A 14956-nucleotide genomic window follows, 5' to 3' on the forward strand; every position below is an offset into this window, starting at 1 on the left:
ACATGATTAATTTAAAAAGTGAACGAGAGATAGAGTTAATGCACGAAGCAGGAAAGCTGCTGGCTGCAACACACAGGGAAATTGCAAAAATGATTAAACCGGGTATTACTACAGCCGATATAGAAGAGTTTGTCGAAAAGTACCTAGCCGAGCACGGTGCTACGGCAGAACAAAAAGGCTATCAAGGTTATAAGTATGCAACATGTGCTTCAGTAAATGACGAAATCTGCCATGGCTTTCCTACGAAAAAACCCCTTAAAGAAGGCGATATCGTTACAATCGATATGGTTGTGAATTTAAACGGCGGTTTAGCTGACTCTGCTTGGACATATCCTGTCGGCGAAGTATCAAATGAAACTGCCCGCCTTCTTGAAGTGACAAAGAACTCGCTTTATAAAGCCATTGAACAGGCGCAGGCAGGCAACAGGCTAGGTGACATCGGACATGCCATTCAATCATATGTTGAAGGCGAAAAATACTCAGTTGTCCGCGATTTCACCGGACATGGCATAGGAAAAACCATTCATGAAGATCCGACAGTCCTGCATTACGGCAAACCAGGCAAAGGCATGAGACTAAAGGAAGGGATGGTCATCACTATTGAGCCAATGGTTAACGCCGGCACATGGCATTCTAAAATGGATAAAAACGGATGGACTGCCCGCACTGCGGACGGGAAACTCTCAGCGCAGTATGAACATACCATCGTTATTACAAAAGAAGGCCCTAAAATTTTGACTGAACAATAAAAAAAGACCTGAAAGCCAGAAAACACACTGGTTTCAGGTCTTTTTTTTAGGCTGTTTTCGTAAACTTTGCTGCTATGAAACAAGGGGTTGATTTCCGCTCCAGGATGCTTCGCTTTCAGCGGGGCGTACGCTGAGCCTCCTCGACTTGCGTCTGCGGGGTCTCACCTGTCACCCTGATCCCGCAGGAGTCTCCGCACCTTCCGCTCCTATCAACCTGCTATAACAAGGGAATTGCCCCGAGCACTATTTAAGTAACAACAATCTTTAAGAAAAAAGCCTTTTTTTTATCATTACTCACAAATAGAACATAAGTTCTCATGCCGGTAAAAAGAGCATTTTTGTCCATATTTATAAAAAAATGGGTAAATTTGTTAACTGTTGAATTATAAAAAGGGCGAGCGGATTATGTAATAAAATTATAAACTGCTGCAATTTCGGGAAACTGGCATTTGTCAAAAACCAGGGCAAACATTCACGGGTTCGTTAGCAAATAAAAATATTCCAAAACTAACCTCGCTAGAATATATATTTATCTCATCTATCATTATTATTTTTGAAAAATGAATGTATATTCCATTAAGAGGGTAAAAGTTCTATAAACTTAAAATTTATGGATTAGCAGGAATTTTCGTCTGGGATATAGAACACATATTCTGTCGAGCTGTTTGTTAAACGAAATGCTCTAAAGATAGGGGATGAAAGAATGGAGAAAGGCCAAAAAGATGCCGTAACCGTTGAAACGACTGGATTAAGTCAGCGTGAATTTTTAACTCTTTTTTTGCTGCATACCTTATCATTAAAATCTAACTATCCGAGGGCAATCCACCAGGAGTTAAAAAGCATGTTTACTGGAAAGGTGCATAGTTATGACTATTTATGTAAAATCGCCAATAATCTTGTCGAATCTGGTCACTTAGAATTATACACGAATAAAGGAAGAAATTTTTATAAAATTAATTTAAAAGGCAAAGAATTATTGTCCTGGTATCATGGCAACTTTGCTGTCAGGCTCAAAGAAGTTAAAAAGGTCATTGACAGGTTCATGTTTGATCTAACTGGTTCTGGTATAAATCCCCCGGTGCAGCATGATCTTCCTGAAGAATACCGAAGCTACTTTTCTAAAATTATCTCCGTCAAAGATTTGGTCCGGTACAGTACACTAAAGGTCGCATTCCACAGAAAAACCTTTTATATGGGAGAGGTGGGGGAGCTATTAAAGGCGAAATTCGGGTGGATAGCAAGCAATGGGTATTTATATGACTTATCACATGAGATGGAAGAAGGAGACCTGCTGATTGGCTGGTGGGAAAGCGAAAAACGCACTAAACGCCAGCTTAAGATTACCCCGGAAGGAGAACATCATTATAAGCAAATAGCTGATTCTGCTGCCTACAGGGTGCAGGAAATCCAAAAATATATCTCAGCAGTTTTAACTTTTTTGGGTGAAAATGAAGAAACGGGTTCAAATCAAAGCAAGAGTGATTAAACAAATGCAGATGCAGGCAAAGCATTCAGTTTTGCAGAATATAATGAATACTTTCAGCACATGGTATTTTACCTGATTTTTATTATGTAAACAAACAGCATAGTGGCCTTCTAAGGGCTGCTTTGATGTTTACAGTAAATAATATGAAAGAAGTACTCCGCGGCCGGATAAGTGCATTGGGAGCTTCTGAAGAGCATCACAGTTCCGAGTGCCTGAGGCTGTTGCTGATTTATTGATTTTTTTTGCTGTCATCGGTGTAAAATCATACAAGATTTAAGTTAAGTATACAGGCACTTCATTTATACAAAACTTTGCGGAGTGTTAAAATGGATTTTAGCGGTTCACTAGAAAGGATGAGTTAGGTGTCTTTTTTTCAAACAAAGGAACAAAAAGAATATATCAATAAACTGGAACAAGTCATTGCCTCTTTTTCTGAAAGAGAACAAGAGCTTGATGAAAGCAGAAGTTTTCCATACCAAAATATTCGTGAATTAAAAGACTTTGGGTATACGGCTTTAACTTTGCCTAAAGAATACGGAGGCAGGGGCGGCACTTTGTATGACTTTCTGTTAGGGCAGGAACTTATTGCATCGAAATCCGGCTCAACTGCTCTTTCAATCGGCTGGCATTTAGGCGGCATCATGGAAATCAATGAACGGAAAAATTGGAACAGCGAAGTCAAAGAAGAATTAATGAAGAATGTAGCAAAAGGGGCTTTGGTAAACAGGGCAGCAACTGAGCCCAAAACAGGCAGCCCAACCAGAGGCGGAAGGCCAGAGACTACAGCCATATTGGAAGGTGGCAGCTATGTTATCACTGGCAGGAAAACATTCACAAGCCTTTCTCCCATGCTTGATTATTTTATCGTAAGTGCATGGGTGCCCAAAAACGAATCCATTGGCTGGTTCCTTATACATCGTGATTCAGCTGGAGTGAGTATTGAAGAAACGTGGGATGTGATCTCCATGCAAGGAACCGGCAGCCATGACTTGGTAATGGATTCTGTTAAGGTAGAACCAAAATATTATGTAGAAAATCAAACTAAACGATCTGCAAAAGGTGCTCCATGGCTTCTTCATATTCCGGCTTGCTATATTGGAATTGCAGCTGCAGCAAGGAATTATAGTGTTTCCTTTGCCAAAACATATACTCCAAACAGCTTGCCAGGCCCAATAGCAGAGCTTCCAAATGTTCAAAGATTGATTGGTGAAATTGATCTAGAGCTACTTCAAGCAAGGCATTTCCTGTATTCAGTTGCTGAAAAATGGGAACAGCAGCCCAAGGAACAAGAAAAACTTACCGTCGATTTGGCTGCTGTCAAAACAAGTATTACTAATAGTGCCATTAAAATCGTCGATATGGCCATGAGAATTGCAGGAGCACAAAGCCTGCAAAGAAAGAACCCTTTACAGCGCTTTTATCGTGATGTACGTGCAGGACTTCACAATCCGCCGATGGATGATGCAGTTATATCATTGCTGGCGAAAATAGCTTTATCAGAAGAATAGACATTTAGCCGCCTGATATTAAAGGCGGTTTTATTTTGTAATAAACATTTTCATTCCTGCAGCAGGACGCTTGAGTATAGATATAATATCTGAAAAGACAGCAAAACATTGACCGCGGATATTATGTAAACTGAATAAAAGAGGAAAAGTTAAAATTTCTAAAAGCAAGCGAAATTTAATTAATATTTTTAAGCTGATTATTAAATAATATATAATATAGAACCAATATACCGGGGAATGAAAAAATGATGAGGATGAAATTTAACTATGTTCCCAAATTCACTTTTAAATTCTGTACATAAAAACATAAACTTACATACAAACTGAGTTTAAAGAGTTGTTTTTTTATTAATGAGATTAAAGCTGATATCATTCCGAAATTTCTCTTTCGTCTCAATATAAGTAGTATTCTTGGTTTATGAGACAAAATCTTATATAATCTAACAACTTCCTATAATATATATTATGTAAACTAGGATAAATTTACGCTGTGATTAGGGTTATCCCCTGACTTTCCTATAATATCCGTACACTTCTGTACATTCCTTATAATTTTTCACGTTTTTCATGTGAACGATAATCCTCCTTTTGAACAATAATGTTGTGTATTTGTACGGATAATGAGTTATCGTCTAAACAACTTTTATTGGAGGTTTTTGGTTTGCAATTAAAAGCTGCAATTGACGAATTCATACTGTACATTCAAGTTGAAAAAAATTACTCCACACATACAGTTGTTAGTTATGAATACGATTTACTTCAATTTTTACCTTTTTTACTTGATCATGACTGTTCAACTGATTTGGCTTCAATCCGACCCATGTCCGTCGCTTTATCCAGCATCAACTGGGAACCCACAAGCAAAAACCGCGTTCCATAATCCGGAAGATTTCCAGTTTTAAGTCATTCACTAAATACTGCATACAGGAAAAATACCAATTTCATGACTTTATGAGTGGCATTGAAACACCCAAAACCGATGACAAATTGCCAGTATATATTACCTTAAGAGATCTTCAGCAATTATTCCGCTCGCTTGAACAGGATGATTCGACTTTATCAAAACGAAATGAAATCATGTTCAAGTTATTGGCGGTAACCGATATGAGACGATCCGAACTTGTCTCGCTTACATGGTCGCAATTGGATTTTTCCAATCAAACAATCCGGATATATGGAAAAGGTAAAAAGGAACGATTGTTGCCCCTTCCTCCCCTCCTTATTTTTCTTCTTAGTACTTATAAGGATTCTCTGGATTCGTATCAGAGTAATGCTACGGAGCCTGTGTTTTTGAATAAAGATGGTAAACCATTGAATCCACGTGGAATTCCATTTAAAGATGTAATGAAGAGATCGATATAAATAAATCGGTCTTTTTGTCTTGGAAAAGGCATCGATATTAAATTTAGTGAAATCGTGTTAAGTGACAATTAAGTCGTTTAATTCCAAGAGTTATTACATAATCGCGCCCGATTGTAGAATATCGTTTATCTATTGAATAGTAACCTTGTACTACCCAGTAACCTACTTCATATTTTGGTCAATAACTTAATCCACTTATATCATCCAGCATTTATAACTGAATTTTTAGTAAGTGTAAATAAGATATAAGAGTCTACTTTTTAGGCTGATCAAGTGCTTGGTAAGCTACCTGATACTTTCCTCCATCCGCAACTTCTGAATGGTACAAGGCCTTGAGGGCATTGTTTTTTTCAAGACCATGCTCAGCCTTTAGTTCTTTAAAGCGTGTATGCAGTTCTTTATTTTCCTTAATGAGTTGTTGCATTTGCGATTTTAAATACTTCAAAATATTTATCTCCTTTCTAAATCTCTGAGTTTAGCCTAATTTTTAACAGAAATAACCTGTTTAAAAAGATCCCTAAATTGCTCCCGGTCTTCTGCTGTAAAAGGCTTTGGTCCCTTTGTTCGCTGTCCGCCTTTTCTAGCCATTGCACTTAAATAACGTGTTTGTAATAATTGGTCAATATTTTCATTTGTATATCTAAATCCTTTATGGTGGAGGACTATAATTCCTTTTGCTAAACCTAGTGACGCAAGACCATAATCTTGCGTAACGATAATATCTCCTTTTTCCACTAACTTCACAATCCGATAATCTGCAGCATCTGCTCCAGAATCAACATAAATGGTTTTCACTCCTGATGGCTGTTCTGCATTAGAAAAATGAGAAAGGCTTGTAACAAGGATAACCTGAATTTCAAAATCGCTTGCTTCAGAAATAATAATATCTTTCACCGGACAAGCATCTGCATCCACATAAATTTTCATCTTTCCCCTCCTGTTAAGAAGTTCGACTTACTATTTAACTTGATCTTTTTCAACTATAAAAGGGTACTATCACTATGTTTAATACCTTTGCTTTTATAGGGCTTGGCACTATTTGCCTTATTTTTACTTGATTGCCAACAATTCCAGCCCTTCTTTCCAGTTCCTCTTCCTCTTCCTGTTCCGCCTTTGCCCTTAGCTTTACTCATAATATCAACTCCACAATGTTGTCCGTTTAAGCAGCTTTTGTTGATTAGTTTGAACCACTTGCTACGGGTGAAGCCTAAAACACAATAAATCTAAATCCTCCAACGTGTAAATAGCCGAATTTCAACACCTCGATTAGCTTAATTCCCTCTTGATAACTCTCTACCCTTTTGAAAAACAGCCAATGTAAAAAAATTTGCAAAGCGGATTTAAAGTATTTCTAATCGCCCATTCTCAAAAGAAGACTGTGGTATATAACTATCCTTTGGAAATATAAACGTCCAGGGGATACTCACTTGGGATGAGATAGTAAGTGCAGGTAGATTGAATGCCTTATCTGCAATGACCTCTCCCTGATTGCTGTAAAGTAATCTGGCATTATTAAAAGTAAGCGTATGGTCGGTAAAGTTATGGACCAATACAGACACTAGTAGTGCCTCTTTATGGTTGATTGCTTCTCGGATAGGAGAGCATAGAATGTCGGAAATGTTTAGATGTTTTGTTTCATTAAAGATTCTTTCTATTTTTTGTCGGTCCTGAGCAGCTAAGGCTTTATCCCAAGACTCTTCAAATTGCAATTGTTGTATAACTAAAACCCCCTCCCGAAGGTTAAGTGTAACATAGGTGAAAGAAAGAATGGATTAAACCAAACTGCCACGTTAGTAAAACAAGAAAAGCTGCCTACAGCTCTAACTTTCCGTAACGCAGCTTAGTTGGATAAGGCTAAACATTTGTGGTTTTCAACCATTCGTTTTCTAAAATACTCATTTCCCATAAATTCCAATATATATTTGTTGCAGTAATGTTAAAATCCTGTTTATCCGTCTTAGATCTCTCATTAAAACCATTTTCCATATTAAGTATCAGCTTAGACCGTTTTCTCACTGACAATTTCACTTGCACATAACACCCTTGTTACATAAATTGTACCTTATGCAACAAGGGTTTTGATAGGTTATTTACTTGTTGAGTTCATTCAGTTTACTCGAGGACTGTTCCAAGTATGCTGATGCTTTATTCAAATGGCTGTAAAACTCTTTAATGAGTGACGCATTCATATTGCTGAATGCTTGAATAAAATTATCATTTGCTATCTGATACTCATTCATGCTAAGAACGAGCTTTTCTTGAACATCTCGGGCATTGGACGGAGACTTGGCTGTTCGAACTTTCTGTATCAGCTGGTTCATATTCTTAACATTAGTCTCTGCTTTCGTCTTCCAGTCTTCCGTTTTTGTGATAGAAGGATCTTTTGTAGCGTTCTCGCTTAATTCAGCAAATGCAGACGTTATACTCGAAATGTCGTACATATTCTGAATTAAGGAAAAGTAGTACGTGTTAAACTTTTCTTTTTCATCAGAACCAGCAAGACCCGAGGTATTTCCATCCTTAGCGGCATCATTGGCAGAGTTCTTTTTTGCTTTTTCAGTTGCTTCTTTCTCTTTCTTTGCCTCTTTTTTTGTCTCAGTCGAAGAAGCATCCGAGCCTGCACCTGAACAAGCTGTAAAAATAGATACCATTAAAACGGCAACGAGAATTACGCTAATCTTATTTTTCATGTCTTTCCTCCTGTAAATAAATATTGCTGGGAACGTAAGGCAAGGTTCCTGCTCAGAGGTGAATGCTTCCAGGGGTTACCTTGCTTGCGGGATCACTGATATACTCGCATTTACATGACCCTATCAAAAACGAGCACCCAGTAATGACACTTATATGAGGTGCAAACTCCCCCATTCACCTACAGGCCTTCCTTATAGTTAGCCTGCCGCTGCTTGTGCGTGATGTAAGTATTTTCCATAATTATACATTAATTTTCCTGATATGGCGATTTTAAACGTTCCGAGGTTCACAGCTTTACAGAAGAAAACGATGACGAACCTGAAAGTATAATTGAGGGTAACATCGAGGCGATAAACCTGCATTCTATACAGCTTAATCTAATGAGATAAGCAAAGCATATAAAGAGGTTTGTATAGGAGACTAATGTGATTAGCTGAAAAAGCTTGCAGGTATACTGCTGTTAAATAAAACAGACGGCAACATATTTAGCTGCCGTCTGTTTTCTCTTTTATTTAATGGCTTTGCTGACCTTCAGCTTCTTGCCTTTAATGGTTGTGTTCTCCATTGCCTGAAGAACCAAAGATCCTTTTCCATTTAGGATATCTACATATGACAATGTATCCTGAACAGTAATGATTCCAATATCGTCTGCAGTGACTCCAGGGATTTTTGCAATCGTTCCTACAAAATCAACAGCACGGATTTTTTTCTTTTTTCCGCCATTGAAATGCAGTTTGGTTATATCCTGATTGATACGTGCTGTTTTATTGTTTCTTACAACACGGCGCCCGCTGATTTTTTCTTCAAAAGCCGCTCTGCTTCTTTCAACTTCCCCTGCCGCTGGAGCCTCATTAAGATCCAGCTGGAAGCCGATGTATCTTTCGATGGCTTTTACGAATTTTTCTTCATATGGTGTTGCAAACGTAATCGCTTTTCCCTTCTTGCCGGCACGTCCGGTTCTTCCGGTACGATGTACATAGCTTTCCTTTTCCATGGGAACGTCAAAGTTAATGACAAGAGTGACATTATCGATATCAATACCTCTTGCCGCTACATCTGTTGATATAAGATAGCGGAAATTCCCCATTTTGAAACCATCCATCACAGCAAACCTGTCTTCTTGCTCCAGTCCTCCATGAAGTCTTTCACATGAATAACCGGCTTCTTCCAATTCAGCAAATACTTTATCCACATTTTCTTTTGTTCTGCAAAAGATGATGCAGCTTTCAGGATTTTCAACAACAGTCACATCTTTAAGCAAAGAAATTTTATTGTGTTCCTTCCCCTGGATTAAAACATGTTCGATTGTATCGGTCGTAATCCCTGTTGCTTCAATTTCTACATTTAATGGGTTTTTCATGTATTTATGACAAAGGTTTTCGACGTCTTTAGGCAAAGTAGCAGAAAATACCATCGTCACTCTATTTGAAGGAAGCTTTTCGATAATCGCCTCAACTTCATCAATGAACCCCATATTCAGCATTTCATCGGCTTCATCAATAACCAGGTACCTGACTTGGCTTAAATCCAATGTTCCTCTTTCAATATGGTCCATTGCGCGTCCTGGTGTGCCGACGACAATATGTGTTTTTTGCTTCAGTTCTTCTTTTTGTTTAGCGAAAGGTTCCTTGCCATAAACCGCCATAGCCTTAATGCGTTTGAATCTGCCGATATTCGTGATATCATCACGGACCTGTACAGCAAGCTCTCTTGTTGGAGTCAAAATAAGTGCCTGCGGCTTTTTTTCTTCCCAAATAACGTTTTCGCAGACAGGAATTGCGTAGGCAGCTGTCTTGCCGCTTCCTGTCTGCGATTTTACAACAAGATCCTTGTTATTCAATGCATCTGGTATTACTTCACCTTGAACTTCTGTAGGCTGTTCATACTTTAATACAGTCAAAGCTCTTTTAATTTCGTCACTTAAATGATAATCCGCAAAATTTCTTTCCTTCATGTAAAAACCTCGTTTTTTTATATTATCGGACTTATATGTAGTATTTTCTCAATGAAATAACATATGCAAAATCTGACTATGCTCCATTATACTTGAAATTGGTGCTAAAAGGGCGATTTACGGGCAGTGCTGCAAACGGAATTTTTAAAAGAAGAAAAAAAGCCGCAGCCGCAAGCTCTTTTAAAAGAATTCACTGAGCTGGGGCATACGGTTTATGTTCATCTCTGCCATTGATTTTATCGATTTTATCGACAAACATCTGAAACACCTTCTTTTTTTCTTCCAGATCTTTTATGGTATCTTTCAATTGGTTCACTTTTGATTCAAAAGGCTTATGATACAGCTCTTTTATATTCCGGATGATTTCGTCGTTGATTGTTGACTGGACCACTTGCTTAGTGATATTAAACTTATAGGAGTACACCTGAAGCTCGCGTTTGACTTCTTCGTACTCTATTTCTATTTCATTTAATAGATTGCTGATTTCTTCTTTCCATTCTTCCAGTGATTTTTTTACATGCGATTCCATGTTCCATCTCCCTAACTGAATCATTATGTATATATTGATAAACTTCCATTCCTAAAATAGTATCAATAATTCGTTGCAGTTTCTTTTCTGCAGGGTTACATAATAAATACTTTTTATTAAGAAGCTATAACAGGAACAATCACTTTTGCATGGAACTAGTATGTATACAAGGTTAATCTTATAAAATTTTTGAGTGCTGTTTGTATTCTTTATAAGAATAAAGAAAAAGCTTTCGTTCGACCCTGCCCTTTTCACCGATGAATTTGTACCAATTTTGTCCAATGTAAAATGGATTTGTCAGCATCTTTTCAACAATGTTGCTTAAAACCGTTTCAGCTTCTGATTCTTCGATTTTTGATCTGCAGGATAATGCCAGTACAAAATAAGACTTATCACTGTCAAACTCCAGTGACTGAAGATGAAATAAATCCTTATGATTGCGGTTAAATTCCTCAAGTACTTTTTCAAGGCTGTTATTTGCGTCTATTTCATATCTTTCAGCCTCTGACCAGCTTGCAATGAGAGGATCATTAAGCGTTAAAGTCAGGATATAAAAGGCTGCAAAATCCTTCGGGTCAAATGTTCCCTGCTTGCTGCTGTTTGGCTCTTCGGGTAAAACGATATAGTCTTTATAATCCGCAAAAAAATCCCCATCCATTTTTTCCCCATCCTTCTTTAGGCATACTGCCCTATTAGCGTGATATCATAGGCATTTAAATAAGGTTCTATTCAAATATATTGAATTTTCGAAGAAATATAAAGAGAAATTTTCCATATAACCAAATGAAATTAATTCCAGCAGTTAAAACAAAAGAGAAGGAATCTATGCCTTCTCTAAATGTTTTCAGTCCTCCTGATCAGCCATAACTTCATCAAATGCCGCTGATACTTTTTCAAATTCCTCATCGCTTTCAATCGATGTTAAATTTCCATCTCTGCCGACTTTAAGGAAAAATACATCAATATCCTCATTTGAAACTTCCTGAATATCTTCCACAAGGGAAACGGCGGCATATTCTGTACCAGTAATATTGATTGTTCCCAGTACTTCCACATCCTGTATGCCGCCATTTTCATCCTCGATCTGCAGCACCTTGCCGGTTTCTATTTGTTCCATTTTTCTTCCTCCTTTCAATACAGCAAAATTGTTCATCTACTGTATAGATTCCCAAACTAATGCATTTTCAATCCTTATAAACATAGCGGCCGGAGTAAACCATATTGAACATTGCAATTACTGCTTTGATTTTCTGAATCCTGCTTTAACAGCTTCATTTTCCGTGCAGAACATTTTCTCAGGTTTTGTTGCCTGATAAAAATGCTGTCCGGGCATATGATAAATTTTTGCGCCTCTCGAACTGATATTCCCTTTAATATTACATGCCCTGTTCAATGAATGGTCTTCTGAGGGTTTTGGGTTTTGTGGTGCATCACCGCTGGTTCCTTTTTTGTCAAGAGCTGATGATGCATTTGTGTCAAACCCTTTATCTGTAGCATAGTTTTCTAACGACCAAATTCCAGCTCTCTTTTGCTGTGCTTTCCTTTGGATTGCATAAAACTGGCCTGTATATTTCGTGTTTGGAGGATATATGTAGGCTACACGCGCAAGACCCTTTTCTAATAGAGTTTCGTTAAACATTTTACCGTCCGCGTAAATATAGCCAAGCAATCGGCCGTACTTGTCTCTGCCCATATTGATGCCTGGCTCTAATTCTATCTTTCGGCCAGAGTAAAGAATTTTCTTTGTGAATTGTGCTGCCTCTAATCCAAAAGGCTGTACGCCAAGGCGCGGATGATGCGTTTCAGGTGTATCGACGCATAGCATTCTGACCGTTTCCACTCTTCCGTTAAGTTTAATTTTCACAGTGTCCCCGTCCACCGCTCTTACTACCAAAGCAGGAAGACTGTCTTTTTTAGTTTGATCCTGCACTTCAGCAGTTTTTTTGGAACTTGCCGGCGCATTAGTATCGGGAGGGGCAACGCTTTGTTTTTGTTCCTGCTGGGAATCTGATCTGGAACCCTTGTTTTCAGTGCCAGAGCAGCCGCTCAGCAGCAGTGCAGATAAAGTTATTGCAGTGAGTAAAATATTAAAAACCTTTATCATCCTGATAACTCTCCTTTGTTATAATAAGGCCAAAACAGAGTTATCATAGCATTTTATAGAGATTTTAAACAGGGGATTTTGTCATGGCAGGCAAAACCGATTGTCCTTAAACAGAGGAACAGACTGAAAAATGTTCTTGGAAGCTGTAAATTCAATTTCTTCTTCAAAATCCATTTCCGACAGCATCCTCCCCACTCTTGATTCTTTTAAGATGATGCCAGCTTTATTACTGTTTCCGCAATAAAAGAGATAGGCTGCTTTTGCGGCATCGGTAAGATCCCACTTCTTATTATTTTTTTTAAGCAGACAGTCAATGAAATGTCCAGCTCCAAAAAAATCCTCAATGTTGAATTCTCCAGATGACCCAGAGCATATCAGCAGGATTGTTTCATTTTGGTGAAGCTCTAGAATGTGCTCAGCAACTGCCTGGCTGTTCATCAGCGATGCAGCATAAACGCTTTTTGCTGAAGAGGAATTCCTGATTGCAACAGTTCCGTTCGTTGTGGATAAAATCACCGTCTTGCCCAGCACCGCTCCTTTAAGTGACAATGGATTTGGCGATAGAAACCCGTCAATGGTCTTGCCTTCGTACTCACCGGAAAGGATATAGCTGTCATTCACCCTTCCTGCCCCTTCTTTCCTTGCTTCATCACCATCTTGGACAGGGATGACTTCAGCTGCCCCGAATGTAAGTGCAGCAGTTATCGTTGATGTAGCTAACAGGATATCAAATACAACAGCAATTTTATCTTCCAAATTTTTTTCCTTGTCTATTTCTTCTTTTTTGAGCAAAAGATGTATTTTGGCCATAAACTGCGCTCCTCATCCATTGTTTATATCCTATTTGAGGACACATGGCAGGCATGCTGAATAAGTGTCTTAACAAATACGTTTAAATTAGCAAAGCGCACGTCCTGTGTCTGTCCTTTCTTCCAGCGGAAATAAATTTGCTGGCAAATGACGGCAAGCTTGAAGTAAGCGAAAGTTAAGTAGAAGTTCATATCAGAAACATCTCTTCCTGTTTTTCTGCTATAGGCCTTGATAAATTCATCTCTGCTAAAAAATCCAGGTTGAGCGGTTATTGGCAAGTCTCCCAGCCCCTTTTTCAAAAGAGGGGGATCGTCATGCTGAATCCAATAGCTCATCGCAGCACCAAGGTCTGCCAGCGGATCGCCGACTGTGGCCATTTCCCAGTCAAAAAGACCAATCATTTCTGTAAGATCTTCATTAAACATGGCATTATTCAGTTTATAATCATAATGTATGACAGCCGGCTCCTGTGAAATAGGGATATGGGCAGCCAGCCAGTCCATAAGCTGAAGTGCGCCTGGAATTTCGTCCGTGGCGGCACGGTGATAGCGGCTGATCCAGCCATGTACCTGGCGTTCAAGGAAACCATCCGGCTTTGTCATCTCTGGAAGCTTGGTGCGTTTATAATCAATAGCGTGCAAAGATCCCAGCGAATCTACCATGGCAGTTGATATAATACGGCACAATTCTGGCGTCGCCGCTGAATTGTCAGGGAAACCTGTGTCAAGCACTACTCCATGTTTTCTTTCCATAATAAAAAAAGGATATCCCAGTACGCTTGGATCTGCGAATAGAAAAGGCTTTGGGGCAGCGGGGAAATGAGGCTGTATTTCTTTTAATATATGATATTCTCTTTCTACGTCATGGGCCTTTGGCGCCAATGGTCCAAGAGGCGGCCTGCGCAAAACTCCCTCCCAGTCTCCCGCTTTCAGGGAATATGTTAAATTGGAACGGCCTACATTGAATTGCTCGATAACCAGGGGGCTATCGGGTAAATCCATTAAAGAACTCTTTAAGTAGTCTTCCAATTTTGCATTATCCAGTTCTTCGCCTTTTCTGACAGGGATGACATCTGAAGTCATAGCTACAGCTCCTTTTCATGTAATACCAAGTAATTCTTTAATTATGCCGGTAACACGTATACCTCCATGAAGCTGAGAGACTTAACAGCAGTCAGCTTCTTTTAATTCCTTTCAAAATCATTCCTGTGTAGACATCGGCTAGTTCTTCTTCGCTCATTTCACCTTCTGGGTTGAACCAGTTATAGCTCCAATTCGTGATGCCTAAGATTCCAAATGTAAGCATGTCTGCCCTGTATTCATCCGAAAATTCCCCTGTTGATATACCCTGTTCAATCAGTTTTTGGTAATTTTCACGAAAGACATTGCGTTTATGTTTGATTTCCTTCATATGCTCATCACTTAAATGACGCATTTCCCTGAAAAATATCCGTGCACTTTTCTTTTGGGATTTGATATTTGAGATAACCATATAGATTAATTTGTGAAGTTTATCAGAACAGCTTATCCCGGGTTCATTAATAATCATTTCCTGCTCGATAATAAGATCATCAATATAGCCAAGATGAATATCCTTAAGAAGTTCCTGTTTGCTGCTGAAATAATAATAAAACGTTCCTTTTGTCACCCCTATTTTTTCTACGATTTCCTGAATGGAGGTCTCTTTGAATCCCTGTCCATCGAAAAGGTGTATGCTTGCTTCAATAATTTTTTGCTTCATAAGCTATGATCCTCTCATGTTTT

18 protein-coding genes are annotated in these 14956 nt (G+C 38.7%); 5 read left to right on the plus strand and 13 right to left on the minus strand.

Annotation, left to right across the window (positions count from 1 at the left end; translation table 11 throughout):
- Positions 1-2: 2 nt before the first annotated feature.
- The 5 genes from map to BM126_RS13945 all read left to right on the plus strand — a co-directional run bounded on the left by map (position 3) and on the right by BM126_RS13945 (position 5105).
- A complete protein-coding gene (gene map, locus BM126_RS13925; RefSeq protein ID WP_090990048.1) occupies positions 3-749 on the plus strand; it encodes a type I methionyl aminopeptidase in 747 nt (248 codons plus the stop codon).
- A 703-nt stretch (positions 750-1452) separates the two neighbouring features.
- The gene (locus tag BM126_RS13930; protein ID WP_090990049.1) at positions 1453-2235 is read left to right on the plus strand and encodes a helix-turn-helix domain-containing protein; all 783 of its coding nucleotides are present in this window, start codon (positions 1453-1455) and stop codon (positions 2233-2235) included.
- Positions 2236-2597: 362 nt separating this feature from the next.
- Positions 2598-3743 (plus strand): acyl-CoA dehydrogenase family protein, encoded by a 1146-nt coding sequence (locus tag BM126_RS13935; RefSeq protein ID WP_090990050.1) that lies wholly within the window; start codon positions 2598-2600, stop codon positions 3741-3743.
- 598 nt (positions 3744-4341) lie between these two features.
- On the plus strand, positions 4342-4623 hold the full coding sequence (locus tag BM126_RS23375; protein WP_090990051.1) for a site-specific integrase: 282 nt from the start codon (positions 4342-4344) through the stop codon (positions 4621-4623).
- Positions 4624-4694: 71 nt separating this feature from the next.
- Positions 4695-5105 carry a tyrosine-type recombinase/integrase gene (locus tag BM126_RS13945; RefSeq protein WP_090990052.1) on the plus strand — a complete coding sequence of 137 codons (411 nt, stop codon included), beginning with the start codon at positions 4695-4697 and terminating at the stop codon, positions 5103-5105.
- Between the two features lie 253 nt (positions 5106-5358).
- On the opposite strand, the gene BM126_RS13950 is transcribed toward BM126_RS13945, so the two are convergent.
- From BM126_RS13950 to BM126_RS14010, 13 genes are all read right to left on the minus strand, one after another.
- Positions 5359-5550 carry a hypothetical protein gene (locus tag BM126_RS13950; RefSeq protein WP_048008527.1) on the minus strand — a complete coding sequence of 64 codons (192 nt, stop codon included), beginning with the start codon at positions 5548-5550 and terminating at the stop codon, positions 5359-5361.
- A gap of 35 nt (positions 5551-5585) precedes the next feature.
- Positions 5586-6032: a YaiI/YqxD family protein gene (locus tag BM126_RS13955; protein WP_090990053.1), complete on the minus strand. Its 447-nt coding sequence runs from the start codon at positions 6030-6032 to the stop codon at positions 5586-5588.
- A gap of 53 nt (positions 6033-6085) precedes the next feature.
- A complete protein-coding gene (locus BM126_RS13960) occupies positions 6086-6238 on the minus strand; it encodes a DUF3934 family protein (protein ID WP_090990054.1) in 153 nt (50 codons plus the stop codon).
- A 207-nt stretch (positions 6239-6445) separates the two neighbouring features.
- A complete protein-coding gene (locus BM126_RS13965) occupies positions 6446-6814 on the minus strand; it encodes an SLAP domain-containing protein (protein ID WP_256213109.1) in 369 nt (122 codons plus the stop codon).
- 381 nt (positions 6815-7195) lie between these two features.
- On the minus strand, positions 7196-7795 hold the full coding sequence (locus BM126_RS13970; protein WP_090990056.1) for a hypothetical protein: 600 nt from the start codon (positions 7793-7795) through the stop codon (positions 7196-7198).
- Between the two features lie 509 nt (positions 7796-8304).
- Positions 8305-9750, minus strand: coding sequence for a DEAD/DEAH box helicase (locus BM126_RS13975; protein ID WP_090990057.1), 1446 nt, complete (start codon positions 9748-9750; stop codon positions 8305-8307).
- Between the two features lie 190 nt (positions 9751-9940).
- Complete coding sequence (locus BM126_RS13980; protein ID WP_090990058.1) at positions 9941-10279, minus strand: hypothetical protein; 339 nt, start codon at positions 10277-10279, stop codon at positions 9941-9943.
- Between the two features lie 178 nt (positions 10280-10457).
- Positions 10458-10937, minus strand: a complete 480-nt coding sequence (locus BM126_RS13985) for a hypothetical protein (RefSeq protein WP_090990059.1) — start codon at positions 10935-10937, stop codon at positions 10458-10460.
- A 186-nt stretch (positions 10938-11123) separates the two neighbouring features.
- Complete coding sequence (locus BM126_RS13990; RefSeq protein ID WP_090990060.1) at positions 11124-11396, minus strand: DUF1292 domain-containing protein; 273 nt, start codon at positions 11394-11396, stop codon at positions 11124-11126.
- 117 nt (positions 11397-11513) lie between these two features.
- Entirely contained in the window at positions 11514-12383 is an 870-nt protein-coding gene (locus BM126_RS13995) for a thermonuclease family protein (protein ID WP_090990061.1), read from the minus strand.
- An 81-nt stretch (positions 12384-12464) separates the two neighbouring features.
- A complete protein-coding gene (locus tag BM126_RS14000; protein ID WP_090990062.1) occupies positions 12465-13193 on the minus strand; it encodes a 2-phosphosulfolactate phosphatase in 729 nt (242 codons plus the stop codon).
- A 23-nt stretch (positions 13194-13216) separates the two neighbouring features.
- Positions 13217-14275 carry a phosphotransferase family protein gene (locus tag BM126_RS14005; protein ID WP_090990063.1) on the minus strand — a complete coding sequence of 353 codons (1059 nt, stop codon included), beginning with the start codon at positions 14273-14275 and terminating at the stop codon, positions 13217-13219.
- Positions 14276-14366: 91 nt separating this feature from the next.
- Positions 14367-14933, minus strand: a complete 567-nt coding sequence (locus BM126_RS14010; RefSeq protein WP_090990064.1) for a TetR/AcrR family transcriptional regulator — start codon at positions 14931-14933, stop codon at positions 14367-14369.
- Between the last annotated feature and the right edge of the window lie 23 nt (positions 14934-14956).

Origin of the sequence: Bacillus sp. OV322 (assembly GCF_900112495.1) — a bacterium.
Classification (GTDB): Bacteria; Bacillota; Bacilli; order Bacillales; family DSM-1321; genus Peribacillus.

What these genes read in the sequence shown, in the direction of transcription:
- map (WP_090990048.1), top strand. Translation starts at nt 3, where the DNA reads ATGATTAATTTAAAAAGTGAACGAGAGATAGAGTTAATGCACGAAGCA.
- BM126_RS13930 (WP_090990049.1), top strand. Translation starts at nt 1,453, where the DNA reads ATGGAGAAAGGCCAAAAAGATGCCGTAACCGTTGAAACGACTGGATTA.
- BM126_RS23375 (WP_090990051.1), top strand. Translation starts at nt 4,342, where the DNA reads ATGTTGTGTATTTGTACGGATAATGAGTTATCGTCTAAACAACTTTTA.
- BM126_RS13945 (WP_090990052.1), top strand. Translation starts at nt 4,695, where the DNA reads ATGAGTGGCATTGAAACACCCAAAACCGATGACAAATTGCCAGTATAT.
- BM126_RS13955 (WP_090990053.1), bottom strand. Translation starts at nt 6,032, where the DNA reads ATGAAAATTTATGTGGATGCAGATGCTTGTCCGGTGAAAGATATTATT.
- BM126_RS13960 (WP_090990054.1), bottom strand. Translation starts at nt 6,238, where the DNA reads ATGAGTAAAGCTAAGGGCAAAGGCGGAACAGGAAGAGGAAGAGGAACT.
- BM126_RS13970 (WP_090990056.1), bottom strand. Translation starts at nt 7,795, where the DNA reads ATGAAAAATAAGATTAGCGTAATTCTCGTTGCCGTTTTAATGGTATCT.
- BM126_RS13975 (WP_090990057.1), bottom strand. Translation starts at nt 9,750, where the DNA reads ATGAAGGAAAGAAATTTTGCGGATTATCATTTAAGTGACGAAATTAAA.
- BM126_RS13980 (WP_090990058.1), bottom strand. Translation starts at nt 10,279, where the DNA reads ATGGAATCGCATGTAAAAAAATCACTGGAAGAATGGAAAGAAGAAATC.
- BM126_RS13985 (WP_090990059.1), bottom strand. Translation starts at nt 10,937, where the DNA reads ATGGATGGGGATTTTTTTGCGGATTATAAAGACTATATCGTTTTACCC.
- BM126_RS13990 (WP_090990060.1), bottom strand. Translation starts at nt 11,396, where the DNA reads ATGGAACAAATAGAAACCGGCAAGGTGCTGCAGATCGAGGATGAAAAT.
- BM126_RS13995 (WP_090990061.1), bottom strand. Translation starts at nt 12,383, where the DNA reads ATGATAAAGGTTTTTAATATTTTACTCACTGCAATAACTTTATCTGCA.
- BM126_RS14000 (WP_090990062.1), bottom strand. Translation starts at nt 13,193, where the DNA reads ATGGCCAAAATACATCTTTTGCTCAAAAAAGAAGAAATAGACAAGGAA.
- BM126_RS14005 (WP_090990063.1), bottom strand. Translation starts at nt 14,275, where the DNA reads ATGACTTCAGATGTCATCCCTGTCAGAAAAGGCGAAGAACTGGATAAT.
- BM126_RS14010 (WP_090990064.1), bottom strand. Translation starts at nt 14,933, where the DNA reads ATGAAGCAAAAAATTATTGAAGCAAGCATACACCTTTTCGATGGACAG.